Genomic DNA, 25,371 nt, shown 5'->3' on the forward strand with positions numbered 1-25,371 from the left:
ATGTTGAGCATCCAAGATTTACAAGAGTACCTGGCAGGCCATTATAGCCAGCACGGACAAGAACAAGGGCTTTTTATGAAACTGGTTGAAGAAATGGGAGAAGTGGCGGAAATTCTTAATCAGCGTGCAGGCCGAAAAGCGAAAGAGCAGATAGATTTGGATAAAGAACTTGCGACGGAATTAGCGGATATGCTTCACTATATTGTCGCTATTGCAGCTATTAATGGCTTGGACCTTTCGCAAACCGTTCTAGAAAAAGACAAGCAAGCAGCGCTAAAATACAACCATGAGGTTGACTTGGAAGCATTTTTAGAACGAAAAGAAAGGAAAAACCATGCCCGTCAGCAAACCTAAAAGGAGAATTGGCAAGAGCGTTAAGTCTCCGAAAAAGAAGTACCGTCTGAAGCATGCTCCCAAGACAAAGGTTAAACGTTACGGGCTGTTCGTTGGTCTTATGCTTTTTTTCCTGCTTGCCGTTCAGCAATGGCGTCTGAGAACAGAACAGGCAGCCTTTGAACGGGCTGATCGGTCTGCTTTTATTGAAATAGTTGGTACCACTGCCAAAGAGTTAGCAGATGCGCATGATCTCTACGCCTCTGTCATGGTGGCTCAGGCCATTTTAGAGAGCGATTGGGGGCAAAGTCAGCTGAGTAAAGAAGCCAACAATCTCTTTGGGATAAAGGGAGACTACTATGGGCAGTCCTACCAAATCGAAACAGCAGAGGACGATGGGACAGGTAAACTCTATACGATTGTGGCTAAATTCCGACGGTATCCTACCTATCATACCTCACTCAAGGACAATGCCGTACTTCTTAGCAAAGGCCTGATAGGAGCTCCTGATTTTTATGCAGGTGCCTGGCGGAGTAAGACCCAGTCTTATCGAGAGGCAACTGCTTATCTCCAAGGACGCTATGCCACCGATACGAGCTACGCCACTAAGCTCAATGAGCTCATTGAGCAATATGATTTAACGCGGTTTGATCACTAGTTTGTAACAGGACGGTACTCTAAGTAATCAGGCTATATGCTTTATCCCCTACATTTTTTAAAAGTTCTCTGGAAAGCTTATTGACGGAAGCAGTGTCTATTACTGGAAAAACGAAGATGCTTATGCATCTCAGTTATCCCCGTTTGGCTTGGCCGATTCCACAAGGTCTACTACTAACGCTGTCCTTGATTGGACTGCAAGGTTCAGGAGTACCGAATAGCAAGAGGGCGTTTCAGACAAGCTTGTCTATTTCTATGCAAAAAAATAAACGGCAACCACCGTTTATTTCTTTTTTTGTTTGGTCAGATTCAACCCCCAAGGGACGAGATTTTCAGTTTTGGTTCGGATCCGTTTTATATTATCGCGATGCCTAAAGATGACGATGCTTGCGACACTGATGACGATCGTGACGAGAACCCAGTCGCCTTTGGGTAAGAGAAAGCCAAGCTGAGGAAATAGAAGTACCGTTATAATAGCTGCAATAGCAGCTACTATGCTTGACATGGAAATCATTGATGTGAAGTAGAGCGTTGTGGCAAAAATAACAACTAGGAAGAGACAGTAGAGCGGGATGAACCCCATCAACATGCCGGCACTCGTCGCGACAGCCTTGCCACCTCTAAATTGGGCAAAAATTGGGAACGTATGGCCGATAACAGCTAACAGACCAAAAACGAGCGGTGAAACCCCTGAGAGCCCAAAGAGACTAGGAAGAAGGGTGGCAATAGTCCCTTTTAAAAAATCGAACAGAAAAACAACAATACCTGCCTTTTTCCCCAGAATACGAAAGGTATTGGTTGTTCCGGTATTGCCTGAACCATAATCACGCAAGTTTTTTTGGAAGAACACTTGTCCAATCCAGAGACCAGAAGGAATGGAGCCTAAAAGATAGGCTAAAATAAGAGCTATAATCATCATAAGCTCATTATAGCATAGGTACTCGCTTAATCACTAGCGAAAACTTTTGCAAAATTTTTTAAAAACCTGTAATATAGTAGAGATGACAAGTTTGGAGGTCATAGATGTCTAAGAAAGAGATTACGATTAATAATTACGGCGATGACGCCATTCAGGTGCTGGAAGGACTAGATGCAGTCAGAAAGCGGCCGGGCATGTACATCGGCTCGACCGATGGTGTGGGGCTTCACCACCTGGTCTGGGAGATTGTGGACAATGCGGTCGACGAGGCCTTGTCAGGTTTTGGGGACAAGATCAGTGTGACCTTAAATACCGATGGCTCGGTGACAGTGGCAGACAGTGGGCGGGGCATGCCCGTTGGTCTTCACGCCATAGGGATTCCGACGGTTGAGGTTATCTTTACCGTTCTCCACGCAGGGGGCAAGTTCGGTCAGGGAGGCTACAAGACCTCTGGTGGTCTTCACGGGGTTGGCTCGTCTGTTGTCAATGCCCTCTCCAGCTGGTTAGAGGTGGAGATTACCCGTGAGGGGAGCGTCTATCGCCAGCGCTTTGAGGACGGGGGCAAGCCCGTGACCACGCTTGAAAAAGTCGGCACCGCTCCTAAGTCCAAGTCTGGTACGACCGTTCGTTTCCTGCCTGACCCACGGATTTTTTCCACGGTTGAGTTTAAGTATGGGACAATCGCAGAGCGCTTAAAAGAGTCTGCCTTTCTCCTCAAAAATGTCACCATGACCCTGCTGGATCAGCGGTCTGGAGAAGAAGCTAGCTTCCACTATGAAAATGGGGTGCAGGATTTTGTCGCCTATCTCAATGAAGATAAGGAAACCTTGACCCCCATTATCGCCTTTACAGGAGAGGAGCAGGAGTTTCAGGTGGACATCGCCATGCAGTACAACGATGGCTTTTCTGACAATATCCTCTCCTTTGTCAACAATGTTCGCACCAAAGACGGCGGTACGCACGAGACAGGGTTTAAGACTGCCATTACCAAGAGCCTCAATGACTATGCGCGAAAAACAGGGCTTTTGAAAGAAAAGGACAAGAACTTAGAGGGGTCTGACTACCGTGAGGGCTTGTCAGCGGTCCTATCCATCCTTGTTCCCGAAGCCCATCTCCAGTTTGAAGGGCAGACCAAGGATAAGTTGGGCAGCCCCCTTGCTCGTCCTATTGTCGATAGCATTGTCAGCGAGAAATTGACCTTTTTCCTCATGGAGAATGGCGAAACGGCCAGCAACCTCATCCGCAAGGCCATTCGTGCCAGAGATGCTAGAGAAGCAGCTAGAAAGGCGCGTGATGATGCCAGAAGTGGCAAGAAAAACAAGAAAGACAAGGGGCTGCTATCTGGTAAGCTGACCCCAGCCCAGTCTAAAAACGCTCAGAAAAATGAGCTTTATCTGGTCGAGGGAGACTCAGCGGGCGGTTCTGCCAAGCAAGGCCGTGACCGCAAGTTTCAAGCGATTTTACCCCTACGAGGCAAGGTTATCAATACCGAAAAGTCCAAGATGAGCGACATCCTCAAAAACGAGGAAATCAACACCATGATTTATACGATTGGAGCTGGTGTTGGGGCGGATTTCAATATCGCTGACATCAACTACGATAAGATTATTATCATGACCGATGCGGATACAGATGGTGCCCATATCCAAACCCTACTCTTAACCTTTTTCTACCGCTACATGCGTCCTCTGGTCGAGGCGGGGCATGTCTACATTGCGCTGCCGCCACTCTATAAGATGAGCAAAGGCAAAGGAAAAACCGAAAAAATCGCCTATGCTTGGACGGACGGTGAGCTGGAGGACTTGCGAAAAGAGTTTGGGAAAGGGGCTCTTCTCCAACGCTACAAGGGACTAGGAGAAATGAATGCCGACCAGCTCTGGGAGACTACCATGAACCCTGAGACCCGCACCCTCATTCAGGTCACCATTGATGACCTAGCGCGTGCCGAGCGCCGCGTCTCCACCCTCATGGGCGATAAGGTCGAACCACGACGTAAATGGATTGAGGAGAATGTGCGATTTAGCTTGGAAGAGAATGGAGTGTTTTAGGAGAGGAGATATGGGGAGAAAATGGTATGATGACATTTATACCTCAACCCTATTTGTTATTCTGAGTTTAGAAGAATCTCGGATTCTTTCGAACCTTGACGAGTTGAAAAAATCTTAAGTTAATTAAATAGTGTATGGAGGCTTTATGGTCCTAGAAAACAAACTCGGTCTGACCAATAGTGCGGACTTGGCTCGTCAGGAGGAATTGCTCAGCAAGCAGGCCGCCAAAAACCTTTTTGATAGTGGCCAACTGTTTAAGATTGAAGTTGGCACTTTTGAGGGCTTGTCTGCCATCCACAAGGCACTCTTTTCGGACCTCTACGACTTCCCTGGAAAGATCCGTGATGTCAACATTGCAAAAGATAACTTCCAGTTTGCTCCTCGGATATTTCTTGAGCAGTCCTTGGCCTATATTGACAAACTCCCTCATCAGACTTTCGACGAGATTGTGGACAAGTACGCCGACATGAATGTTGCCCATCCTTTTCGTGAGGGCCATGGCAGAGCGATGAGGTTGTGGCTGGACTGTCTGCTACGAGTTAGTCTGGGACAGGTTGTTGATTGGAATAGAATTGATAAGGACGAGTATTTCAATGCCATGGTCAGAAGTCATGTCTCAACTAGTGAGCTTAAATATCTCTTGCTCAAGGCTCTGACAGACGATTTAAGCCAACAAACCTTTTTCAAAGGTCTAGACACTTCCTACTACTATGAAGGCTACACCTTGTTTAAGACAGAAGACTTATAGGAGAAACCTCATGAAAGCAAAACTATCAAAAACAGAAGCTCTCCAGCAGTTGCAAAATCGCTACAAAAAGGCAGAAGAGTTGCTCAAAGATGATGCTAAAATGGAACCTTTTTTGGAGAAATTGGAGAAGAAACTCAAGAGGATTCCTTTTGTCAGTCAGGAAATCAAATCGATTCCGATTTTGATTAGCATGGTAAGAAGTTACTGGAAAGGTGATTACAAGGCTGTGCCGACCAAGTCGATTATTGCTATCATCAGTGCTTTGATTTACTTCCTATCACCGCTTGATGTCGTGCCGGACTTCATTCCTTTCTTGGGGCAAATGGATGATGCTCTCGTTATCGCCACCGTCTGGAAACAAGTCCATAAGGACATTGAGAAGTACAGGGAGTGGAAGAGGGGGAGAAAGTAGTGGCTGAAGATTTGCTGAAACAAATTCTTCAAGAATTACAGAAAACAGATTGGTTAGGCTATGTTGTTGAACTGTTTGCAGCTATAATCCCTATACTATATATTTTACTGACATCTAAAAAAGATAAGAATGAGCTAGACAATCGTCAGAAAGAATTAGAAGAACGTTTAGATACACTAGCAAAAATTCAGATAAATTTAGTAGCTGTACAAGAAAAGACAGAGCAGAATTTAAGGGAGTTGACTTTTCTTGCCGAGGAATCACGACGCAATACACTTATTTCATTACACCAGTCGTATCAATTATTTTTTATATGCTTAGATAAATTTAATGATGATTATCGGTTAATTGAAAAAGCGGTGCTATTTAAGTCGGCCAGTGATGAAGAGCTGCAAGATTTAATTTTGGGATTTTTTGAAGATATTCCAGAATATGAAATCAATAATCTTGAGATTAGTGACATTCCTCCTTTATGTTACGATGAATTTTACCATTTCATTCGTACACTTAATGGTATAGGTTATAAAAATTTGGAACATTTTGGACAAAAAATGTGTAAGAAATTTATAAATCATGAATTTCCCAAATTGGCAATCGCGTATGAAGAATTGACAAGGGTTATAAAGTAATACCAGCTCTGCCATTTCCCAAAAACTAAAAAGAAATTTAAAAGATAGGAACTTCCTATGAGTAACATTCAACACATGTCCTTAGAGGACATCATGGGAGAGCGTTTTGGGCGCTACTCCAAATACATCATTCAAGAACGGGCCTTGCCTGATATTCGTGACGGGCTAAAGCCTGTGCAGCGGCGGATTCTCTACTCCATGAACAAGGACGGCAACACCCACGATAAGGGCTACCGCAAGTCGGCGAAATCTGTCGGAAATATCATGGGGAATTTCCACCCTCACGGGGACAGCTCTATCTATGAGGCCATGGTCCGCATGTCACAGGACTGGAAAAACCGTGAGATTCTAGTCGAGATGCACGGGAACAACGGTTCTATGGATGGAGATCCGCCAGCGGCCATGCGGTACACGGAGGCACGCTTGTCCGAGGTGTCCAGCTTCTTGCTCAATGACATCGACAAGAAAACCGTTCCCTTTGCTTGGAACTTTGACGACACCGAAAAAGAGCCGACCGTTTTACCTGCTGCCTTTCCGAACCTTTTGGTCAATGGAGCAACAGGGATTTCGGCTGGTTATGCGACTGATATTCCGCCTCACAATCTGGCTGAGGTCATTGACGCAGTGGTCTACCTGATTGACCACCCCAACGCCACGGTTGACAAGCTCATGGCGTTTCTGCCGGGACCTGACTTCCCGACAGGAGGCATCATCCAAGGGGCGGACGAGATTAAAAAGGCCTACGAGACTGGAAAAGGGCGGGTCGTGGTGCGGTCAAAAACTGCTATAGAGAGCCTCAAGGGCGGCAAGGAGCAAATTGTCATCACCGAGATTCCTTATGAGGTCAATAAGGCTGTCCTCGTTAAAAAGATTGATGACGTGCGGGTCAATGCTAAGGTGCCAGGAATCGCCGAGGTGCGTGATGAGAGTGACCGAGACGGCCTACGGATTGCCATTGAGCTCAAGAAAGACGCCGATAGCCAGACCATTCTCAACTACCTGCTCAAGTACACCGACCTGCAAATCAACTATAACTTTAACATGGTCGCCATTGACAACTTCACCCCTCGTCAGGTCGGCTTAGCCAAGATATTGACCAGTTACATCGCCCACAGGCGTGAGGTCATTATCGCTCGGTCTCGGTTTGATAAGGAAAAAGCAGAGCGGAGACTTCACATTGTTGAGGGGTTGATTCGAGTCCTATCTATCCTAGATGAGGTCATTGCCCTCATCCGTGCTAGTGATAACAAGGCTGACGCTAAGGAAAATCTCAAGGTCTCCTACGACTTTACCGAGGAGCAGGCAGAAGCCATCGTGACCCTCCAGCTCTATCGCCTGACCAATACCGACATTGTCACCCTAGAAGAAGAGGACAAGAGCTTGCGCGAGCAGATTGCGACTTTATCCGCCATCATCGGTGACGAGAAGACCATGTACCACCTGATGAAGCGAGAGCTCCGTGACGTTAAGAAAAAGTTTGCCAGTCCACGTCTGTCAGAGCTGCAGGCAGAGGCTCAGTCTATCGAGATTGATACAGCCAGCCTCATCGCCGAGGAGGAGACCTATGTCAGCGTGACCCGAGCAGGCTACCTCAAGCGCACTAGCCCACGCTCCTTCTCTGCCTCTACGGTAGAGGAAATTGGCAAGCGTGAAGACGATGAGCTGATCTTCTTGGCACAGGCCAAGACGACCCAACACCTGCTGGTCTTCACAGACCTTGGCAATGTTATCTACCGTCCTGTCCATGAGTTGACGGACACCAAGTGGAAGGACATCGGAGAGCACTTGAGCCAAACAGTGATCAATTTTGACCAGCAGGAGCAGGTGCTCTATGCTGAGATTGTTGATCAGTTTGACACGACGACCTACGTTGCCACTACTCAGTCAGGGCAAATCAAGCGGGTAGAGCGAAAAGAATTTACCCCTTGGCGGACCTACAAATCTAAGTCGGTCAAATTTGCCAAGCTCAAGAATGACACCGACCGTGTGGTTTCCCTCTCGCCAGTTGCCTTGGATGACATCATGGTCGTGACAACCAATGGCTACGCTCTGCGATTTAACGTTGAAGAAGTCCCAGTGATCGGCAGCAAGGCAGCAGGGGTTAAGGCCATCAACCTCAAGGACGGTGACCAAGTAGCCACAAGCTTTGTCGTGACCAGTAGCAGCATGTACCTCTTGACCCAGAGAGGTAGTCTCAAGCGGATGGCTGTCGCAGACATTCCAACCGCCAAGCGGGCAGGCCGAGGTCTTCAAGTCCTCCGTGAGCTCAAGACCAAACCTCACCGTGTCTTTGCGGCAGGCAGTGTCCAGTCAGAAGCCACAGAGCTGGATTTGTTCAGCACAGAAACCAGCCAGCAGACAGAGGTCTTGCAGGTGGTGGACCAAGCAGGAACGACTTATACCATCAACCTAGCAGAACTCGGTCAGTCCGAACGCACCAGCAACGGCAGCTTCATCTCTGACACGATTTCAGAGATTGGCGTCGCAAGAGCTGGTATAGTAGCTAATCAAGGTCAAACATGATTCGCTTAGAGACGATTACCCCTGAGAATTGGCGAGTAGACCTAGCCGTTTCGGCTAATCAATTATCTTTCGTTGCTCCTCGTGAAAGGATTTTAGCCAGAGCCTATGCCTATCGCGCAGAGCATAGCTGTGCGTTCATCATTTTTAATAATGATATCCCTATCGGGATGGTGCTCTACTATGATTACCCCAAAGGTCAGACCTATGAGCTTAGCCAATTTTTCATCGACGAAAGATACCAGGGACGAGGTTATGGGTATCAAGCCATGTTACAGGTTTTTGATGTCATGCTAGCAGACGGTCGTTACCAGCAGGTTCGGCTATGCTACACAGCTGACAATCCAGCCGCTAGGCGCTTTTATGACTCACTTGGTTTCCAACTAACCTCTGAAGGAGATGATGAAGAGATTGTGATGGTGCGACCTTTAAGCTAACGGATTGCTTCCATCTTCCGTAAGAGGCAATGGTTTTACTGAATTATGAACGGAGTATTTTATGAAAAAATTATCTAGCCTAGCCTTGATGGGGCTAAGCCTGACGGCCTGCGCTAGTAGCCAGGAAGCCAGCCAAACAGTACCAGCACAGACAGAGCAGGTGGCGATTGGCATTGATTGGAGCAAGGCAGGTCCTGATGCCAAGAAATATCAGATGAACTTTACGGATGTCGAGCAGGCAGTCGCAGACGGTGCTGTGTTCTATGATGTCCGCTCTAAGGAAGAGTATGACTCAGGCAATTTTGGCATCACCGAGAGTTTCCCACTCACCGATATGGAAGCTGGAAAACTGCCAGACCTGCCTAAGGACACCCCGATTTATGTCCACTGCCTCAAAGGTATTCGCTCAGCGCAGGCGGCGAAAATCTTGCGCGACGCCGGCTTTACAACCGTCTATGATATGGGCGGTCTAGAACATGTTGAGGCCATTGGTGGTGTGATATCCCCTTAATATATGACTAAGGGACTTATTGTGACAAACTAAAAAGTAGAAAGTGTGACTGCCTATGACAGTAAAGATTGATTGGGAAAACTTAGGTTTTTCCTATATGAAGTTACCTTATCGTTACCTAGCCTATTATAAAAACGGTAAGTGGGAGCAAGGAGTGCTGACAGAAGATGCGACCTTACACGTTTCAGAAAGCTCACCGGCTCTTCATTATGGTCAACAAGCATTTGAAGGTTTAAAAGCCTATCGAACAAAAAAGGGAACAATCCAATTGTTTCGGCCGGATGAAAACGCCAAACGTCTCCAACGCACCGCTGATCGATTATTAATGCCTCAAGTTCCTACGGAATTATTTATGGATGCCTGTAAAGAAGTGGTCAAAGCAAATCAAGACTACGTGCCGCCTTATGGCACAGGGGCGACCCTTTATTTGCGTCCACTCCTAATTGGAATTGGCGATATTATCGGTGTCAAACCAGCAGAGGAATACATTTTTACTGTTTTTGCGATGCCTGTTGGAAATTACTTTAAAGGTGGACTTCAACCCACTAATTTTCTCATTCAAGACGAATTTGACCGTGCGGCGCCAAATGGAACAGGTGCAGCCAAAGTCGGAGGAAACTATGCTGCTAGTCTCTTGCCTGGGAAGACGGCTAAGTCTAAAGGATTCTCTGATGTGATTTATCTGGATCCAGCTACCCATACTAAGATTGAAGAAGTTGGTTCAGCTAATTTCTTTGGGATTACAGCAAATGGACAATTTATGACACCTAAGAGTCCATCTATCTTACCGTCGATTACCAAATATTCTCTCCTTTACCTGGCAGAACACCGCCTAGGTTTGACACCCGTTGAAGGAGATGTCTTTGTGGCAGATTTAGACCAGTTTGTCGAAGCAGGTGCCTGTGGAACGGCAGCTGTCATTTCTCCAATTGGGGGTGTACAGCACGGAGAAGCCTTCCATGTCTTTTACAGTGAGACTGAAGTTGGACCTGTGACCAAACGCCTTTATGACGAATTAACAGGAATCCAATTTGGGGATATTGAAGCGCCAGAAGGCTGGATTGTTCCTGTTGAGTTAGATTGATTTTTTCTTGTTTTTACTAGCGCTGGAACTTGTCAGCCCTAGTGATTTCTTATAGAATAGAAGACGAGGTAAGAAAATGAGTAAAAAAGATAAAAAAATTGAAATTCAACTGGCAGATGCTAAGGTTGAAGTATCCGGACAGATTTACGAAGGCTATTCCTTGAGTATGGGCAAGAGAGATATTGGGCAGATTGCCGAAATTTCAGCTAATCAATTCGCTATTGTAAAAAATGGAACGATTGAAGCTTTTTTCAAAACACTTGAAAAAGCAGTTGAAACGATTATCGAAAATTATAATCTAAATCATTAAAAATCCTTGAAATGCCTCAAAATTCATGATATAATGAATTTTGTTGGTGCTGGAGAGATAGCGAAGAGGCTAAACGCGGCGGACTGTAAATCCGCTCCTTCGGGTTCGGGGGTTCGAATCCCTCTCTCTCCATCAGGTATGATACTAAGGGCGTATAAAATGCAAAGTAAAAATATAGGGAATTGGCAAGAAATTCTGATTTCTTAGACAATTTATCATTTTTACACAGCGCTTAACCCAAGTTCGATGGCTGAATGAGAAGGTATCATATAACTACTTTGGGGTATAGCCAAGCGGTAAGGCAAGGGACTTTGACTCCCTCATGCGTTGGTTCGAATCCAGCTACCCCAGTCAAGGTATCAGGCTTTGCCTGACGTCGTTTTAAAAGCGTTGTTGTCGTTGCGGGTGCCTTAAATAAAATATATTTTGTCAGCTAGCAATCGGGCTAGTTGATTCGGAGGATTTTTTAATAATGAACGAATTTGAAGATTTGTTGAACAGTGTAAGTGAAGTTAACACAGGCGATGTGGTAACTGCAGAAGTGTTGACCGTTGATAACGATCAAGCGAATGTAGTGATTTCTGGCACTGGTGTTGAAGGTGTGTTGACTCGCCGTGAGTTGACAAGTGACCGCGACGCTAACGTTGCTGACTTGGTAAAACCAGGTGAAAGCCTTGAAGTTTTGGTACTTCGTCAAGTTGTTGGTAAAGACACTGATACTGTGACTTATCTTGTTTCTAAGAAGCGTTTGGAAGCTCGCAAGGCATGGGATAAATTAGTTGGCCGTGAAGATGAGGTTGTGACTGTTACTGTAACGCGTGCTGTCAAAGGTGGTCTTTCTGTTGAGTTTGAAGGCCTTCGTGGTTTCATTCCAGCATCTATGATTGACACTCGCTTCACTCGTAACACTGAACGTTTTGTTGGCCAAGAAATCGAAGCTAAGATCAAAGAAGTTGATCCAGCTGAGAACCGTTTCATTCTTTCACGCCGTGAAGTAGTTGAAGAACAAGCGGCAGCAGCACGTTCTGAAGTGTTTGGTAAACTTGAAGTCGGTTCAGTTGTAACTGGTAAAGTAGCTCGTATCACAAGCTTTGGTGCCTTCATTGACCTTGGTGGTGTTGATGGCTTGATTCACTTGACAGAATTGTCTCATGAGCGTAATGTATCACCAAAATCAGTTGTAGCTGTTGGTGATGAAGTAGAAGTAAAAGTTTTAGCGCTTGATGAAGAAGCAGGTCGTGTATCCTTGTCTCTTAAAGCAACAACCCCTGGACCATGGGATGGCGTTGAGCAAAAGTTAGCTGCTGGCGATGTTATTGAAGGTAAAGTGAAACGCTTGACTGATTTCGGTGCTTTCGTTGAAGTATTGCCAGGTATTGATGGCTTGGTTCACATCTCACAAATTTCACACAAACGTGTTGAAAATCCAAAAGATGCTTTGACTGTTGGTCAAGACGTGACTGTTAAAGTTCTTGAAGTGAATGCTGAAAACGAGCGCGTATCACTTTCTATCAAGGCTTTAGAAGAGCGTCCAGCACCAGCTGAAGGCGAACAAGCTGAAAAACGTCAATCTCGCCCACGTCGTCCACGTCAAGAAAAGCGTGACTTCGAATTGCCAGAAACACAAACTGGTTTCTCAATGGCTGACCTTTTCGGTGACATTGAATTATAATCAATAACCAGAGTTAGGAAATTTTCCTAGCTCTTTTTCTTTCAGGGAGTTTCTGATTTGACCAATAGAGTCTGACCGGGGCAAGATAGTCTGGGAGAAATGACGTCGAATACCCTTTTCCATCATCTGAAAGGAGGGCTTTCTATAAAGATACGAGTGCGGGCTTATCCGTAATGTGACTAGCGCAGCTGCTAATTAGGAAAGTATAGATGGTTTCACCGGAAAAGGCATTCAGAGAAAGTCGCTAGAGTTTATAGAGTCTGTTTGTGATATGAAACAAAAATCAAAATCTGAGTGGTTAGGCAGGCATCGAGTAACTATTTTTTACCAATACGCCACCTCAAAAAATCACTGAAGAAACCAATAGGTTCAGAGTTTGACTTTAAATAAGTATAAAAGTAGTAGCTATATAAAAGCATTTAAAATTTCTTTGAACCGACGCATAAAATTGCTTACAATTCCTTGGTAAGTTTTTAATTGTTTTTATGTCTAAAATACAGTTAAAGTGACGTTCGGAGAGAGGAAGGTAAGATTTTTCAAGCGAAAAAGCTTCCGTCTTGCTAGAGGAAGCTTTCAGTGTTTATTGAATATTTAACTTGTATTTAATGAGATAATGGGTTGAGAAGTAAGCGATGAAACCAATCAGAAGTTGGAAGATAATGTTTATACCAAAGTAGAGATTGATGTCATTGATATTCTGAAGCAATCGGCCTAAGATGCTCAACTCTATGGTGGCTAATAATCCATGAATGAGGAAGTAGGCAACAAAGGATAGGAGCACACGACGGTCTTCTGCCATATGCCCGATAGCAATCGCCAAGTAAATGAGTAAAATAGAATTGATAAATTCTATGAGGACACTGAGGAGATAGAGGGGGGTTGTTGTGAAAGGCAGATTGTTTAAAAATTCAGTTAGATCGAGTCGTTGAAATATCGTTGGGTCAAGAATGAACGAGATAAGGCTGATTGTGATCAGAATCGTAACAGCGGCTAAGAAATTCCAGGCAGCCGCTGCAGTGAGTTTGCTGAGCAGGATTTGATGAGTAGTTGCTGGGAGAGTCATGGTGAGGTAACCTTGGCGACCATAAATATTTTCCCTAAAGCGACGAATAACAAGAAAGAGGGTAGAGAGTCCAAGGGAAGCAATCAAGACACCAAAGCCAACAAAAGTGAGAATAGTGACAATGGCAGGGAGTATGGAAGCACTGGCTTCAAGATTGCCTGCATTTATATGTTTAAGCCAAAACCCTAGTAAGATTGATGCGATAATGCTGAGGCCATAGAGAGCCAAATACCAATGCCCAACAGCTTTAAATTCATATTTTAATAATTTTCCAAACATAAAAACCTCCTAAGCTCTAAAATCGTCACGGAAGAGTTCATCGATGGACTCACCGTGTTGAACACGGAGGTCGTCCACATTTCCTTGGCGGACAATATGGCCACGATTCACAAAAATAACTTCGTCTAAAATGCTCTCAATATCTGAAATCAAGTGGGTTGAAATCAGGACGGAAGCGTCAGGTGAGTAGTTATTGATGATGGTCCGTAAAATGTAATCTCTAGCTGCAGGATCCACACCACCAATCGGCTCATCCAGGATATAAAGCTTGGCCTTGCGACTCATGACCAAGATGAGCTGGACCTTTTCTTTATTACCTTTAGAGAGTTTCTTAAGTTTGATGTCTAAGTTAATGTTGAGGTCTTTGAGGAGATTCATAGCCGTTTCTGAATCGAAGTCTTCGTAAAATGTCTTAAAGAAATCAAGCGCATCAACAACCTTCATATTATCGTTGAGGTAGGTGGTGTCAGGCAGATACGACACAATCTTTTTAGTCTCCGGGGATGGCGCCATGCCGTTGATAAGGATTTGGCCTTCATTGGGTTGCAAAAGACCGTTGAGCAATTTGATGAGGGTGGTTTTGCCAGAGCCATTTGGTCCTAAAAGACCAATAATTTTACCAGACATCAACTGAAAGCTGATGTTATTGAGGGCTGTTTCCTGTCCATAACGTTTGGTCAGATTGGTTACTTCTACAAGAGGTAGTGCCATATTATTCTCCTTTTAAGTGTTTTTCGAGTTCGGGGAGGATCTCTTCATCCTTGAAGCCGAGATTTTGCATATTGGTGACAAAGTTTGTCAGCTCTTCCTCAGCCAATAGATGGCGGGTTAGGCTGATTAGCTCTTGATTGTCTGTCACAAATCGGCCACTGGTCCGTTTAGCATAGACAAATCCCTGAGTTTCTAGGTCAGATAGGGCTCGTTGGATAGTGTTGGGATTGACTCCCGCAATGTCCGCAAGATCTCTAACAGAGGGTAAACGCTCGCCGGTCTGTAATTGCCCAGTCACGATTTGTAACTTGATGATATTACAAATCTGGATATAAATGGGTTGATTGTTATCGAATTTCCAAGCCATAGCAATCCTTTCTAAATTAATTGTATTTCTGTTCTAAATACATAATACATTAAAACAATAAAAATTGCAAGACCTTATCGTCAAAAAATGAAAAAAATAATCTATTTTTTGGTATAATAGGATTGATTACAGAAAAGGATAGATTATGACCACGATTGAAGCATTGAAACAACGTCAAGAGAAGATTCGGAACTTCTCCATCATTGCCCACATTGACCACGGTAAGTCAACACTGGCTGACCGGATTTTAGAGAAGACCGAGACGGTTTCTAGTCGCGAGATGCAGGCCCAGCTCCTTGACAGCATGGACTTGGAGCGTGAGCGGGGGATTACCATCAAGCTCAACGCTGTCCAGCTCAACTACACCGCTAAAGATGGCGAGACCTACACCTTTCATTTGATTGACACACCAGGGCACGTGGACTTTACCTATGAAGTCTCTCGTTCCTTGGCAGCCTGTGAGGGGGCGATTTTGGTCGTAGATGCGGCACAGGGCATCGAAGCCCAGACTCTTGCTAATGTCTACTTGGCCTTGGACAATGATTTGGAAATCTTGCCCGTTATCAACAAGATTGACCTGCCTGCGGCGGATCCTGAGCGGGTGCGTGGGGAGATTGAGGATGTCATCGGTTTGGACGCTTCTGAAGCTGTCTTGGCTTCTGCCAAGGCGGGCATCGGCATCGAGGAAATCTTAGAGCAAATCGTTGAAAAAGTTCCAGCGCCGACTGGTGATGTGACTGCGCCGCTGCAAGCCTTGATTTTTGACTCCGTCTATGACCCTTACCGTGGGGTTATCTTGCAGGTTCGTGTGGTCAATGGCATGGTCAAGCCGGGCGATACCATCCAACTCATGAGCAATGGCAAGACCTTTGACGTGACTGAAGTCGGTATCTTCACCCCTAAAGCGGTCGGTCGTGAGGTTCTGGCGACTGGTGATGTTGGCTATATCGCAGCTTCTATCAAGACCGTGGCGGACACTCGGGTCGGCGATACCGTGACCCTAGCTAGCCATCCAGCAGCAGAGCCCTTGGCAGGTTATAAGCAGATGAACCCCATGGTCTTTGCAGGGATTTACCCGATTGAGTCCAACAAATACAACGACCTCCGCGAGGCTTTGGAGAAACTCCAACTCAACGATGCCAGTCTGCAATTTGAGCCAGAAACGTCGCAAGCACTTGGTTTTGGCTTCCGCTGTGGCTTCTTGGGGCTGCTTCACATGGATGTTATTCAAGAGCGATTGGAGCGGGAATTCAACATTGACCTCATTATGACCGCACCGTCGGTGGTCTACCATGTCAACACGACAGACGGTGAGATGATTGAAGTGGCAAACCCGTCTGAATTTCCAGATCCGACCCGTGTCCAATCCATCGAAGAGCCGTACGTCAAGGCCCAAATCATGGTGCCCCAGGAATATGTCGGAGCTGTCATGGAATTGGCGCAGCGCAAGCGCGGTGACTTTGTCACCATGGACTACATTGACGATAACCGTGTCAATGTCATCTATCAGATTCCGCTGGCAGAGATTGTCTTTGACTTCTTTGACAAGCTCAAATCGTCCACCCGTGGCTATGCCAGCTTTGACTACGAGATTTCCGAGTACCGAACCTCTAAGCTGGTCAAGATGGATATCCTTCTCAATGGCGATAAGGTCGATGCCCTCAGTTTTATCGTCCACAAGGAATTTGCCTACGAACGTGGAAAAATCATCGTGGAAAAGCTCAAGAAAATTATCCCACGCCAGCAGTTTGAAGTGCCGATCCAAGCGGCCATCGGTCAGAAAATCGTGGCTCGTAGCGACATCAAGGCCCTGCGTAAGAATGTCCTTGCCAAGTGTTATGGCGGTGACGTGTCCCGTAAACGCAAGCTCCTTGAGAAACAAAAGGCCGGTAAGAAGCGCATGAAGGCGATTGGCTCGGTCGAAGTCCCCCAAGAAGCCTTCCTCAGCGTCCTGTCTATGGATGAAGATGAGAAGAAATAAGCGTTAAAAATGAAAATATTCTAAGAAGGTAGTGAGAGAAATTTCAAAAGGAAATAGTTCTCACTCTTTTTTATTGTCCGAAAACAGGAGCGGATTCATTAGAAGGACCTGCTGTTGATAGAGTATTTTCGCTTTCAAAATGGTCAAAATATTATTACAGTGACCCCTGTTACAACAATTGCTCTTAACACCTCTCATTAGCTGCTTCTGTTTTAAAAATGCGCAATGCTAACCATAATGAGCTAGTAATACTGCTGCTAAGCACTTAAAAATGACGTAGGGAGGAGGATTCAATATTGAACAATCTTTCTAAGATAGTCTGGTGGCGGACCGTTTTTTGATATTTGAGTCCAAAATAAAAAAGCTTAGAAAATTATTAGACTAAAAGGTTTGATTAACCGGGGAATCAAGCAGAGTTTTGAAAAGTGGCATAGCGATAAACAGTATAAAAATTAACTCGTTACTCAGCATCTTGCGGTTTGTTCATGAAAAAGCCTTATTTTACTGGATGTTGGTCTTAAAAGCAACGATATCACTGTTTCAGAAATAACGGGCTCCCTCCTTTCTTTATGATATAATAAATAGAATCAATAGAAAGAGGAGACTTCAGGTGAAGGATTTAAAATTAACTCAGATTGTAGCCTTTGATAATGCAATAATAGAAGAGGTTGGTGAAGGACATGTCTTGGTTTCAACGGTGGTTGGCCAGCAATCTTTGAATATTTACGGGCATGCTCACGGTGGCTATTTGTTTACCCTTTGTGATGAAGTCAGTGGTCTAACAGCCATGACAGTTGGATGCGACACGGTGACTATCCAGTCGAATATTAATTACTTAAAAGCAGCTAAAGTTGGGCAAAAGCTTTGGATTCAGTCGAATATGCTGCATAATGGCCGAACAACAAAAGTTATCGAAGTGACCATTAAAAACGAGGGGGCTAACCTCTTGGTTAAAGGAACTTTTACCATGTTTGTGACAGGTCTAAGAGATAGTAAGGAGGATGAGGTGTGATTGGCGTTTTTGAATATGAATCATCCGGCAAGAGGAAAGAAGTAAAGTCCTTTGTTCTATTGAGCGCTTCTCCTAGGCGTCAGGAATTATTGCGTTTTTTGGATCCTGAAGTCAGAGCGATAGCTATTGACGAGCGGAAAATAGAAGAAACCTTCATGGCGCATTATGCGAAGGATGAATTTTTAGTAAGGGCAGCGAAAACCTGTTGTGAGATTTCAAAGGCTAAGTCTAGTGGGCCTTTAGAAGAAGGAAAGCTCTATATTTCTGCGGATACGATGGTCATTTTGGGAGAAGAGGTTTACAATAAACCTAGGGACCTTGAGGATGCTAAGAGGATGTTACGTTCCTATTTTGGCCGTAGTCAGCACGTGGTCACATCCGTTTGTCTGAGAATGGAAGACTATTTGGAAGTGTTTTACAGTGTCGCCCAGATTGATTTTGTGGCTTATTATCCAGCCTTGGAAGAAGCTATTGAGGCTTACGTTGAAGAGAAAAGGCCTTTGGACAAGTCAGGGGCCTACGGAATTCAAGAATTGGACCCTAGGTTTGTCAAACAAGTGTTAGGGGATATTTACACGATTATCGGTCTTCCAGTCGCTGAGATTGCTTCACGTTTGTTTGGAAAATAAGTCAGGAAAGGAGTTTGGCAGTGGGACAGAGGGAATTAGACATCGAGCATTACCGCCAGTTGGCGATTCGAAAACAGAAAGAGCATCGCCTTTTTCTAGCGCAGTTAAAACGAAAACCTCCTAAGAATCTTGACAAGCTAGTCCAGGAGATTCACCAGGAAGTCTTTCAGGAAATTGATTGTACCCAGTGTGCTAATTGCTGTAAACAGCTAGGACCGCTATTTACCGAGGCTGACATCACGCGGATTGCCAAGCATTTTCGGATGAAATTGCCAGCCTTTGAGAGCATGTTCTTAAGGACGGACGAAGATGGTGACAAGGTCTTTCAAAGCATGCCTTGCCCATTTTTAGGAGAGGATAATCTCTGCTCCATTTATGACGTTCGTCCCAAGGCTTGCAGGGAATTTCCCCATACTGATCGGAAGAAAATCTATCAGATCAACCATTTAACCCTGAAAAACACGCTCTTTTGCCCTGCTGCCTATCTTTTTGTTGAAAAGCTACGGGAACGTTTAGCAATGATACGCTAAGCTAGTCGTCATGACTGTCAAAAAGGCTATTTTCGGTTAAAGCTATCTCTAAGGGGTCAATGAAAAAGAGTGTAACCTGCACTTGACCATCCGTTGGAATATGACTTCGGTTAGAATCTTTTAGGATTCAGGCTGAAAGATTCTAACCGAAACATAAGCTAAGCGGGGAACTGTTGGTTTCTCCAAACACTCGTGGCCTCAATGGTCTAACGAGCTATGTCTGGTCATTGTTTTAGCAAACCTCTGAATATTTTTCCTTTTGTGCTTTTTTAGTCAAATATGGTCATGGCAGCCTGTAATTCTTCCTTGAGGTGTTCACAGTAGTAGTCCTGAAAGATAGGCAAGTCTTTGATATGTCGGTAACGTTTAGCAAGCTTGTAGCCAGGATCCGTCTGATAGTCAGGATAGGCTTTTAAGAACTGTCGGATTAGGTCCCATTCGCGTTTGTACCCCAAGGGTCTAGCTTGGTAATGAATCCCATCGATGATACGGTCAATCCGATGGTGTAGATGGCCGAAGACAACTTCTTTAACACCGTGTTTCAAGAAGAGGTCATGGAAGGCTTGACTGCCTAAGAAGGCACGGAAGCGGTCAAAGTAGGCATGCTCAGGAATAAAGGCCGCATGCGGTACAAAATGCAGGGCAACAAGAGGAGTTGATGGGGCCTTCTCGAGCAGTGTTTCAAGCTTTTCTAGGCTTTCTTGGGTAAGCTCAGGATCGCTTTTTGGACGGTCGAGTTTGCGGTCAAACCAGAAAAATTGCTTGTCTCTTAGATGTTCTTCTGAACTTTTATGTGGATAAAAACTATAGTCATACCAGCCAGCAAGGTAGACGAGAGAACGCTTTTCCATTTCTAAAAGACCTCCGTCTAATTCTTGGCTTTGTGCTTCAGTCATGCCTAACATGTCATGATTTCCTAAGTTATAAGATAGGGTGACCACAGAAGCTAGTTGGTCTAAAAATGGCTTGGTCACTTGATCAAACTGATTGGAAATATCCCCTGCAATATGGAGATGTTGGATGTGTTGCTCTTGAAGAATACTTTTCAATGTTGCAATTTCCAATGTTCCAAACGTATTGTGGTCGATGTGGAGGTCGCTCATGATAGCAAGTTTAGTCATAGTTCCATTATAACAGAAAACATAAATTCATCGGGATGCATTTGCTCAATAGCATGATGGTTATTGTAAGAATAGAGGTAGCATAATATTAATTAGAGAGGTTAAAAAATGATTAATGATGAAAAAGCAACATCGTTGATTCTCGAAAATATAGATAGGATGGCTTATTTTGGTAATTGCCCCAATGATATCATAGATTTAGCAGAAAAAACGTTGGGCATAAAATACCCAAGGGATTATCGTGATTTTGTTCGTCATTTTGGAGCTGGTCATTTTGGTTCGTCAGAAATTTATGGTGTTTTTAGAGAGGATTTTTTAAATTCAGGTAGTTTGGTTAACTCTTTTAGAGAGAAAGGTTTCCAATCTTCCAGAGGATCTAGTAATCATTTATGCAGTGGGTAATGGGGAGCTATTTTGTTTCAATTACAATAAGTTGAATGTAAATGGGGAACCTACAATTGTATCCTTTACACCTAATAAGAATATTACTGAATATGAAATTGTGTATGACAGTTTTGGTGATTTTCTGCTAGATTGTATTACTAGGGAACTGGAGATGTAAACTTGTCATCATTCAGCTTAAGAGGATGCAATTGTCTTCTTTTTGAATATAGTATATAATATTAATGCATCAGTTAACCATGTCAAGAACTAGGCTACTCAGCAGAGGAATAATTATCAGTCAAGAACAAGTTATCATGCGTCTCCAGTAGGAGGTTATGGAGGCAGTTACGGTGGATATGGAGGGGGCATAGTTCAAACTCTTCCAGTCATGCCTATGTTCAGCAGCAACAGGCTCAAGCTAGAGCCCAAGCCGAGCAACGTCGTCAGCAACATATTCGAGACGAGTATAGTCAGTCAACAGGAATCAAAACGACACCTAAGACACGAGAAGCTAAGAGCCTGTTCCGTAACTGGGGTAAAGCCCTTAAGGAAATGTACACGCATGTGTGTAAAACAGCTAAACGTGTTAAGAAACAAGTTGCCAACTACGTTAAGAAAATCGACTGGAAGAAGGTAGCTGTCACAGCTGGTGCTATTGGTGTTGGTATTGTCCTCACCGTAGCTACCGGTGGTCTAGGTGCTCCTGTGGCGATGGCTATTGGAGGAGCGGCTTCTGGAGCCATTATGTCTGGCTATGATGCTTATAGCTCAGGTCAGCGTGGTTGGGCCTTGGTTGGCTCTACACTTAAAGGTGCTGGACTAGGAGCTATTACAGGTTTTGTAGGTGGACAATTTATTGGAGCTGGTGCCAATGTGGCCGCTAATGTGACACAAAACATTGCCAACCAGACCGTTCGTCATGTCGTTAGTGCAGGTGTTGAAGCTGGTGTTGAGACAGCCATAGATACGGGAATCTCCCTTGCGACAGGGAATCCAATTACCCTTAAGAATGTCGCGACAGACTATGGTCTCAATCTCATAACCAATGGTGCGGGTAGTGTTTCAAGTAAGAAATCTGCCAAAGCGGATGTATCGAAGAACAAGCCGAAGTCTGGGGATGTTGCAGTTACGAAGCCTCGTCAGTCATCTACTCCTGTTCAGCAACTGTCCAACCCTGGACCTAATAAGTCTAGAATCCCTGTGGAAGCTGTAGATGGCAATGGAAATAAGGTATATGGTGAACTTATAGAGAATCCTTCTAGGATGACTGCTCGTGATGTAACTTCCAGTCAAAAAGTAATAGGGGGACAACAGACTACCGCTACAGTTACTGGTGGAAATTCAACTCAACTTGGTAGGAATATGTTAAAATCAATGGGGTGAGTACAAATACTGGATGGAAGGGATACCAAGCTCAACATATTATTCCTGCAGAATTTACAAATCATCCTCTTATTCAAAAGATAGGCATGAATTTTGACGATGCTAGCAATGGAATTTTTTTACCTATTCCAGATACTAATGTAAGTGGGTTATCCAGACACAGGGGATATCACTCTACCTATAATACATTTGTTAAAAATCAACTTGATGCAATTGATATTAATCAACCGTCATCTATTATTCAACAGCAAATAATGGATTTGCAAAGTCAACTAAGAACCCTTCAACAGAATGGATTACCTTTATATCCTAGTCAAGGCGCAACAGTTGATTTATGGCAACGCTCATTAAATCGGATAAAAAAGTGAGAGGAGTAGAATGATGGAAGCGATTGATATTGTTAAGAAGTTATTAGAGACAGAAGATTTGGATATATTTTCTAAAAATATAAGTGATATTTCAAGTGAAGAAATACTATATTTATTTGTATGTAATTTTAGTTATGATGGTAATATTGATAAATTGTACTACATAATTGATCATCCATCATGTAGCATGAATGTAGCTCTAAAGATATTTTATTTATTAGATGGGTACTCATTCTTATTAGGGAATTTGGACATATTTTCTGATAGCACAGTGCTACTATTATTGGATAGGTTATATACTGGTTTAGTATCCAGTCAATTTTGTAAAGGGAATATTGAAATTCAATCAGAATTTACTAAGGTTCAGATATATAAATTAAAAAAATTAGATATCAATGTTCCTACCTACATATTGTTTGGCATGGAAGGGAATTATATTGATTCGACATTATAGTTATTCCAATTAACACCAATACAGATGACAATAACCGTCTGACGAAGCTAGAGAACAAGGCTGGTACAACGACCTATACTTACGATAAGAACGGCAACCGTACTGCGTCTAAGAAAAATGATGAGAAGCTAGATTATATCTACGATACGGAGAATCGCCTCCTTGCGGTCAAGGACAAGGAAGGTCTTCTGATGGCAGCCCTCTATGACGGCGATGACAACCGTGTTTTCACCGCTAGTCGAGCAGAAGGAAAGCATACTTATCAACTCTTCAAACGCCAAGAGAAGAAGAAATCGCCATATACTGCACCAAATGGAGAAGAAAACTCTCTCTTCTGGTATGGTTTTAGTCAAAATGTCCTGCAGGCTCTCTCAACACTTCCACAGACAGTCGGTACTATCTGGCATGATATCTTTGACGATGTGTCTACTGCTTACCATAAGAGAGTGGCTAAGGACAGGGCTAACGACGAAGGGCTTGTGGTCAATCCGCCAGATTTGGGGAATCTTCCAGGTGAGGGGGATGTGACCTATGCGTCACAGGTACAGGATATCCTCATCAATTATCATCAAAATTTATTACAATACCATTTCAAGGAAATAAATTCGCTAATTATGTCGAAGTTGATGTGACAGGCTTAGGTGTAATTAAAGGAAGGGATGGAGTATTTGTAGTTCCTAATGATAAATCACTCGATATTTCAAATCGCATCCTTAATTACGGAAAAAATTGAGGTAAATAGTTATGAAATATTATAGAACATATTGGTTACAAGACAAACCAGATTTTCCTACTTGGATTTTTTCAGAGGTTGGTATAGATAGGTTGGATACTAGAAGATTAGAAATCTTTAATAATGGTTCAGCAAAGTATTTTGATAGTCGAACTCCGTTTGAAATAGGCGTTTCACAATATCCTGAGAATCTTGATGAGCTTAATGATGGAGGGGAACTTTTCATAAAAGAGATAACCTTAGAGGAATTTGAAGAAGCTCTTTCTCATTATGATTTGAATAGTATTCTTTCTTAAGGAGTTGTAGGTGGATTTAGCACAGCCACTCCCTCCACCTACAACGACACCTAAGACACGAGAAGCTAAGAGCCTGTTCCGTAACTGGGGTAAAGCCCTTAAGGAAATGTACACGCATGTGTGTAAAACAGCTAAACGTGTTAAGAAACAAGTTGCCAACTACGTTAAGAAAATCGACTGGAAGAAGGTAGCTGTCACAGCTGGTGCTATTGGTGTTGGTATTGTCCTCACCGTAGCTACCGGTGGTCTAGGTGCTCCAGTCGCAATGGCGATTGGCGGTGCGGCTTCTGGAGCCATTATGTCTGGCTATGATGCCTATAGCTCAGGTCAACGTGGTTGGGCCTTGGTTGGTTCTATTGCCAAAGGAGCAGGACTAGGAGCTATTACAGGTTTTGTTGGGGGTCAATTTATTGGAGCTGGTGCCAATGTGGCCGCTAATGTGACCCAAAACATTACCAACCAGACAGTTCGTCATGTCGTTAGTGCAGGTGTTGAAGCTGGTGTTGAAGCTGGTGTTGAGACCGTTATAGATACGGGTATCTCCGTTGCGACAGGGAATCCAATTTCTCTTAAGAATGTCGTGACAGACTATGGTCTCAATCTCATTACCAATGGCTCAGGCAGTGTTTCAAGTAAGAAATCTGCCAAAGCGGATGTACCGAAGAACAAGCCAAAGTCTGGGGGTATAAATAGGACTCCAAAAGTGGAAATCCAGTTTAATAGAAATGTTAAACATGATGCTGATGAATTTTCGCGCCAACTTAAAAATCAACAAGATGGCATGAATAAATTTACAGTAGAAGATTATATAAAAAATAGAGGTGATTATCTAGCTAATGGTAGGTCATCTGCTGATAATTCTGCTCAAAAGGCTGCACGAGATAATGCTCTTACTGATAAGTATAATGAATTACGTCAATCTGGCTTGAATAGAAGCGAAGCTAAAAATGTAGCAGAAAGTTGGCTGAAGAAACAAGCGGCACTTCATGATCCAGATCAAATCGCTGGTGGTTTTGCTAAAAATATTACTGGTGTTGGTGATGCAGGGATTAATTCTTCAATTGGTTCGCAATGGAAAACTAGAATTGGAACAGTGGATGAAGTAGTTGATAATATTGTAAAAACTACACCGTATGAAGATTTAAGTAAGGTTTACTTGAATGTAAAATTGGTTCCATAGGGAGAAAATTATGTCACTAAAAATTTCCAAAGTTTCATCTATGCCAGATGATGTAATCGATAAATATCAGCAACAGATTCCAAAAGAATTATTGGAATTGTGGAAGAAAGAAGGCCAGTGTTTATTGCTTAATGGTTATCTAAGAGTTATTAATCCAGATGACTATTTGAAGTTTATTCAATGCACATATTTTAGAGGAGAACTTTCTATACCAATTTTTATAACCGCATTTGGAGATATTATAACTCTAGAAGAGAATAAATATTTGAGAATAGTTAGATATAAAGATGGAGATTTTGTATCTATTTTGGAGAATATGTATTATTTTCTACAAGATTTAGAGGATGAAGAACTCTTAGAAGATTATTTTGAGATTCAACTGTATGAAGAAGCGGTTGCTCGGTTTGGAACTCCAGGTTTTAATCAATGTTTTGGATTTGTTCCACTCCTAGCACTAGGAGGTCAGAAGCATATATCTAATATTGATAAAGTAAATACTTTAGAACATCTGAGTTTAATTACTCAATTAATAGGTGGTATCGGCTTTGATGATTGATTTAAGAGGGCAAATTTGCCCTCTTTAGTTACGAATTTTCAAAA

At 43.5% G+C, this 25,371-nt stretch carries 29 protein-coding genes, 2 tRNA genes and 1 pseudogene; 27 read left to right on the forward strand and 5 right to left on the reverse strand.

Annotation, left to right across the window (positions count from 1 at the left end; all coding sequences use genetic code 11):
* Together HF992_RS06175 and HF992_RS06180 are read left to right on the forward strand one after the other, a co-directional pair.
* A complete protein-coding gene (locus HF992_RS06175; RefSeq protein ID WP_168549188.1) occupies nt 1-354 on the forward strand; it encodes a MazG nucleotide pyrophosphohydrolase domain-containing protein in 354 nt (117 codons plus the stop codon).
* Nucleotides 335-991, forward strand: a complete 657-nt coding sequence (locus tag HF992_RS06180; RefSeq protein ID WP_168549189.1) for a glucosaminidase domain-containing protein — start codon at nt 335-337, stop codon at nt 989-991. The genes HF992_RS06175 and HF992_RS06180 overlap by 20 nt, the downstream gene beginning before the upstream one ends.
* A 282-nt stretch (nt 992-1,273) precedes the next feature.
* On the opposite strand, the gene plsY is transcribed toward HF992_RS06180, so the two are convergent.
* Nucleotides 1,274-1,909, reverse strand: a complete 636-nt coding sequence (gene plsY / locus HF992_RS06185) for a glycerol-3-phosphate 1-O-acyltransferase PlsY (protein WP_168549190.1) — start codon at nt 1,907-1,909, stop codon at nt 1,274-1,276.
* A gap of 104 nt (nt 1,910-2,013) precedes the next feature.
* Here plsY and parE point away from each other — a divergent pair, with 104 nt between their 5' ends.
* The 12 genes from parE (at nt 2,014) to rpsA (ending at nt 12,280) form a co-directional block, all read left to right on the forward strand.
* Entirely contained in the window at nt 2,014-3,957 is a 1,944-nt protein-coding gene (parE, locus tag HF992_RS06190; protein WP_168549191.1) for a DNA topoisomerase IV subunit B, read from the forward strand.
* A 145-nt stretch (nt 3,958-4,102) separates the two neighbouring features.
* Complete coding sequence (gene fic / locus HF992_RS06195) at nt 4,103-4,705, forward strand: protein adenylyltransferase Fic (protein WP_168549192.1); 603 nt, start codon at nt 4,103-4,105, stop codon at nt 4,703-4,705.
* 10 nt (nt 4,706-4,715) lie between these two features.
* On the forward strand, nt 4,716-5,117 hold the full coding sequence (locus tag HF992_RS06200) for a YkvA family protein (RefSeq protein WP_168549193.1): 402 nt from the start codon (nt 4,716-4,718) through the stop codon (nt 5,115-5,117).
* Nucleotides 5,096-5,746 carry a hypothetical protein gene (locus HF992_RS06205; RefSeq protein ID WP_168549194.1) on the forward strand — a complete coding sequence of 217 codons (651 nt, stop codon included), beginning with the start codon at nt 5,096-5,098 and terminating at the stop codon, nt 5,744-5,746. Before HF992_RS06200 ends, HF992_RS06205 begins: the two co-directional genes overlap by 22 nt.
* Before the next feature lie 57 nt (nt 5,747-5,803).
* Complete coding sequence (gene parC, locus HF992_RS06210; RefSeq protein ID WP_168549195.1) at nt 5,804-8,269, forward strand: DNA topoisomerase IV subunit A; 2,466 nt, start codon at nt 5,804-5,806, stop codon at nt 8,267-8,269.
* Nucleotides 8,266-8,703 carry a GNAT family N-acetyltransferase gene (locus HF992_RS06215; protein ID WP_168549196.1) on the forward strand — a complete coding sequence of 146 codons (438 nt, stop codon included), beginning with the start codon at nt 8,266-8,268 and terminating at the stop codon, nt 8,701-8,703. Before parC ends, HF992_RS06215 begins: the two co-directional genes overlap by 4 nt.
* A gap of 61 nt (nt 8,704-8,764) precedes the next feature.
* Nucleotides 8,765-9,214: a rhodanese-like domain-containing protein gene (locus HF992_RS06220; protein ID WP_168549197.1), complete on the forward strand. Its 450-nt coding sequence runs from the start codon at nt 8,765-8,767 to the stop codon at nt 9,212-9,214.
* A gap of 55 nt (nt 9,215-9,269) precedes the next feature.
* Complete coding sequence (locus HF992_RS06225; protein ID WP_168549198.1) at nt 9,270-10,298, forward strand: branched-chain amino acid aminotransferase; 1,029 nt, start codon at nt 9,270-9,272, stop codon at nt 10,296-10,298.
* A 76-nt stretch (nt 10,299-10,374) separates the two neighbouring features.
* On the forward strand, nt 10,375-10,608 hold the full coding sequence (locus HF992_RS06230; protein ID WP_168549199.1) for a DUF2969 domain-containing protein: 234 nt from the start codon (nt 10,375-10,377) through the stop codon (nt 10,606-10,608).
* A gap of 51 nt (nt 10,609-10,659) precedes the next feature.
* A tRNA-Tyr gene (locus HF992_RS06235) sits at nt 10,660-10,740 on the forward strand.
* Between the two features lie 147 nt (nt 10,741-10,887).
* Nucleotides 10,888-10,959 (forward strand) — tRNA-Gln (locus HF992_RS06240).
* 121 nt (nt 10,960-11,080) lie between these two features.
* The gene (gene rpsA, locus HF992_RS06245; RefSeq protein WP_168549200.1) at nt 11,081-12,280 is read left to right on the forward strand and encodes a 30S ribosomal protein S1; all 1,200 of its coding nucleotides are present in this window, start codon (nt 11,081-11,083) and stop codon (nt 12,278-12,280) included.
* A 580-nt stretch (nt 12,281-12,860) separates the two neighbouring features.
* Here the strand turns inward: rpsA and HF992_RS06250 are convergent.
* From HF992_RS06250 to HF992_RS06260, 3 genes are read right to left on the reverse strand one after another with little or no spacing between them, the layout of a single operon-like run.
* Nucleotides 12,861-13,622, reverse strand: coding sequence for an ABC transporter permease (locus tag HF992_RS06250; RefSeq protein ID WP_168549201.1), 762 nt, complete (start codon nt 13,620-13,622; stop codon nt 12,861-12,863).
* A 9-nt stretch (nt 13,623-13,631) separates the two neighbouring features.
* On the reverse strand, nt 13,632-14,333 hold the full coding sequence (locus HF992_RS06255) for an ABC transporter ATP-binding protein (RefSeq protein WP_168549202.1): 702 nt from the start codon (nt 14,331-14,333) through the stop codon (nt 13,632-13,634).
* A 1-nt stretch (nt 14,334) separates the two neighbouring features.
* Complete coding sequence (locus HF992_RS06260) at nt 14,335-14,700, reverse strand: GntR family transcriptional regulator (protein ID WP_168549203.1); 366 nt, start codon at nt 14,698-14,700, stop codon at nt 14,335-14,337.
* A gap of 145 nt (nt 14,701-14,845) precedes the next feature.
* Between HF992_RS06260 and lepA the strand changes: the two genes are divergently transcribed.
* The 4 genes from lepA (at nt 14,846) to HF992_RS06280 (ending at nt 18,852) form a co-directional block, all read left to right on the forward strand.
* Nucleotides 14,846-16,681, forward strand: coding sequence for a translation elongation factor 4 (lepA, locus tag HF992_RS06265; RefSeq protein ID WP_168549204.1), 1,836 nt, complete (start codon nt 14,846-14,848; stop codon nt 16,679-16,681).
* Between the two features lie 610 nt (nt 16,682-17,291).
* Nucleotides 17,292-17,693, forward strand: a complete 402-nt coding sequence (locus tag HF992_RS06270; protein WP_168549205.1) for a hotdog domain-containing protein — start codon at nt 17,292-17,294, stop codon at nt 17,691-17,693.
* Entirely contained in the window at nt 17,690-18,322 is a 633-nt protein-coding gene (locus HF992_RS06275; protein WP_168549206.1) for a Maf family protein, read from the forward strand. Before HF992_RS06270 ends, HF992_RS06275 begins: the two co-directional genes overlap by 4 nt.
* 20 nt (nt 18,323-18,342) lie before the next feature.
* Nucleotides 18,343-18,852, forward strand: a complete 510-nt coding sequence (locus tag HF992_RS06280; RefSeq protein ID WP_168549231.1) for a YkgJ family cysteine cluster protein — start codon at nt 18,343-18,345, stop codon at nt 18,850-18,852.
* A gap of 269 nt (nt 18,853-19,121) precedes the next feature.
* Here HF992_RS06280 and HF992_RS06285 read toward each other — a convergent pair whose 3' ends face one another.
* On the reverse strand, nt 19,122-19,973 hold the full coding sequence (locus tag HF992_RS06285) for a metallophosphoesterase (protein WP_168549207.1): 852 nt from the start codon (nt 19,971-19,973) through the stop codon (nt 19,122-19,124).
* A 159-nt stretch (nt 19,974-20,132) separates the two neighbouring features.
* Here HF992_RS06285 and HF992_RS12370 point away from each other — a divergent pair.
* The 9 genes and pseudogenes from HF992_RS12370 (at nt 20,133) to HF992_RS06340 (ending at nt 25,327) form a co-directional block, all read left to right on the forward strand.
* Nucleotides 20,133-20,535: pseudogene (locus HF992_RS12370) on the forward strand (SMI1/KNR4 family protein).
* A gap of 386 nt (nt 20,536-20,921) precedes the next feature.
* Entirely contained in the window at nt 20,922-21,740 is an 819-nt protein-coding gene (locus tag HF992_RS06300; RefSeq protein ID WP_168549209.1) for a hypothetical protein, read from the forward strand.
* Nucleotides 21,737-22,108: an AHH domain-containing protein gene (locus HF992_RS06305; RefSeq protein ID WP_343032957.1), complete on the forward strand. Its 372-nt coding sequence runs from the start codon at nt 21,737-21,739 to the stop codon at nt 22,106-22,108. The genes HF992_RS06300 and HF992_RS06305 overlap by 4 nt, the downstream gene beginning before the upstream one ends.
* A 13-nt stretch (nt 22,109-22,121) precedes the next feature.
* The gene (locus HF992_RS06310) at nt 22,122-22,562 is read left to right on the forward strand and encodes a DUF4274 domain-containing protein (RefSeq protein ID WP_168549210.1); all 441 of its coding nucleotides are present in this window, start codon (nt 22,122-22,124) and stop codon (nt 22,560-22,562) included.
* 191 nt (nt 22,563-22,753) lie between these two features.
* Complete coding sequence (locus HF992_RS06315) at nt 22,754-23,194, forward strand: hypothetical protein (RefSeq protein WP_246201253.1); 441 nt, start codon at nt 22,754-22,756, stop codon at nt 23,192-23,194.
* The gene (locus HF992_RS12375; protein ID WP_425505593.1) at nt 23,146-23,295 is read left to right on the forward strand and encodes an HYD1 signature containing ADP-ribosyltransferase family protein; all 150 of its coding nucleotides are present in this window, start codon (nt 23,146-23,148) and stop codon (nt 23,293-23,295) included. The genes HF992_RS06315 and HF992_RS12375 overlap by 49 nt, the downstream gene beginning before the upstream one ends.
* 11 nt (nt 23,296-23,306) lie before the next feature.
* The gene (locus HF992_RS06325) at nt 23,307-23,591 is read left to right on the forward strand and encodes a DUF6881 domain-containing protein (protein WP_168549211.1); all 285 of its coding nucleotides are present in this window, start codon (nt 23,307-23,309) and stop codon (nt 23,589-23,591) included.
* 10 nt (nt 23,592-23,601) lie between these two features.
* Nucleotides 23,602-24,771 (forward strand): polymorphic toxin type 15 domain-containing protein, encoded by a 1,170-nt coding sequence (locus HF992_RS12210; protein ID WP_210729430.1) that lies wholly within the window; start codon nt 23,602-23,604, stop codon nt 24,769-24,771.
* Nucleotides 24,772-24,781: 10 nt separating this feature from the next.
* Complete coding sequence (locus HF992_RS06340; RefSeq protein WP_168549212.1) at nt 24,782-25,327, forward strand: T6SS immunity protein Tdi1 domain-containing protein; 546 nt, start codon at nt 24,782-24,784, stop codon at nt 25,325-25,327.
* The last annotated feature ends 44 nt before the right edge of the window (nt 25,328-25,371 follow it).

This window comes from Streptococcus ovuberis (assembly GCF_012396585.1).
Lineage (GTDB): Bacteria > Bacillota > Bacilli > Lactobacillales > Streptococcaceae > Streptococcus > Streptococcus ovuberis.

Coding starts and splice junctions, on each gene's coding strand:
- HF992_RS06310 (WP_168549210.1), top strand. CDS start 22,122: ATGGAAGCGATTGATATTGTTAAGAAGTTATTAGAGACAGAAGATTTG.
- HF992_RS06340 (WP_168549212.1), top strand. CDS start 24,782: ATGTCACTAAAAATTTCCAAAGTTTCATCTATGCCAGATGATGTAATC.
- HF992_RS06260 (WP_168549203.1), bottom strand. CDS start 14,700: ATGGCTTGGAAATTCGATAACAATCAACCCATTTATATCCAGATTTGT.
- HF992_RS06325 (WP_168549211.1), top strand. CDS start 23,307: ATGAAATATTATAGAACATATTGGTTACAAGACAAACCAGATTTTCCT.
- plsY (WP_168549190.1), bottom strand. CDS start 1,909: ATGATGATTATAGCTCTTATTTTAGCCTATCTTTTAGGCTCCATTCCT.
- parE (WP_168549191.1), top strand. CDS start 2,014: ATGTCTAAGAAAGAGATTACGATTAATAATTACGGCGATGACGCCATT.
- HF992_RS06315 (WP_246201253.1), top strand. CDS start 22,754: ATGGCAGCCCTCTATGACGGCGATGACAACCGTGTTTTCACCGCTAGT.
- lepA (WP_168549204.1), top strand. CDS start 14,846: ATGACCACGATTGAAGCATTGAAACAACGTCAAGAGAAGATTCGGAAC.
- parC (WP_168549195.1), top strand. CDS start 5,804: ATGAGTAACATTCAACACATGTCCTTAGAGGACATCATGGGAGAGCGT.
- fic (WP_168549192.1), top strand. CDS start 4,103: ATGGTCCTAGAAAACAAACTCGGTCTGACCAATAGTGCGGACTTGGCT.
- HF992_RS06255 (WP_168549202.1), bottom strand. CDS start 14,333: ATGGCACTACCTCTTGTAGAAGTAACCAATCTGACCAAACGTTATGGA.
- rpsA (WP_168549200.1), top strand. CDS start 11,081: ATGAACGAATTTGAAGATTTGTTGAACAGTGTAAGTGAAGTTAACACA.
- HF992_RS06215 (WP_168549196.1), top strand. CDS start 8,266: ATGATTCGCTTAGAGACGATTACCCCTGAGAATTGGCGAGTAGACCTA.
- HF992_RS06220 (WP_168549197.1), top strand. CDS start 8,765: ATGAAAAAATTATCTAGCCTAGCCTTGATGGGGCTAAGCCTGACGGCC.
- HF992_RS06200 (WP_168549193.1), top strand. CDS start 4,716: ATGAAAGCAAAACTATCAAAAACAGAAGCTCTCCAGCAGTTGCAAAAT.
- HF992_RS06250 (WP_168549201.1), bottom strand. CDS start 13,622: ATGTTTGGAAAATTATTAAAATATGAATTTAAAGCTGTTGGGCATTGG.
- HF992_RS06225 (WP_168549198.1), top strand. CDS start 9,270: ATGACAGTAAAGATTGATTGGGAAAACTTAGGTTTTTCCTATATGAAG.
- HF992_RS06230 (WP_168549199.1), top strand. CDS start 10,375: ATGAGTAAAAAAGATAAAAAAATTGAAATTCAACTGGCAGATGCTAAG.
- HF992_RS06285 (WP_168549207.1), bottom strand. CDS start 19,973: ATGACTAAACTTGCTATCATGAGCGACCTCCACATCGACCACAATACG.
- HF992_RS06175 (WP_168549188.1), top strand. CDS start 1: ATGTTGAGCATCCAAGATTTACAAGAGTACCTGGCAGGCCATTATAGC.
- HF992_RS06180 (WP_168549189.1), top strand. CDS start 335: ATGCCCGTCAGCAAACCTAAAAGGAGAATTGGCAAGAGCGTTAAGTCT.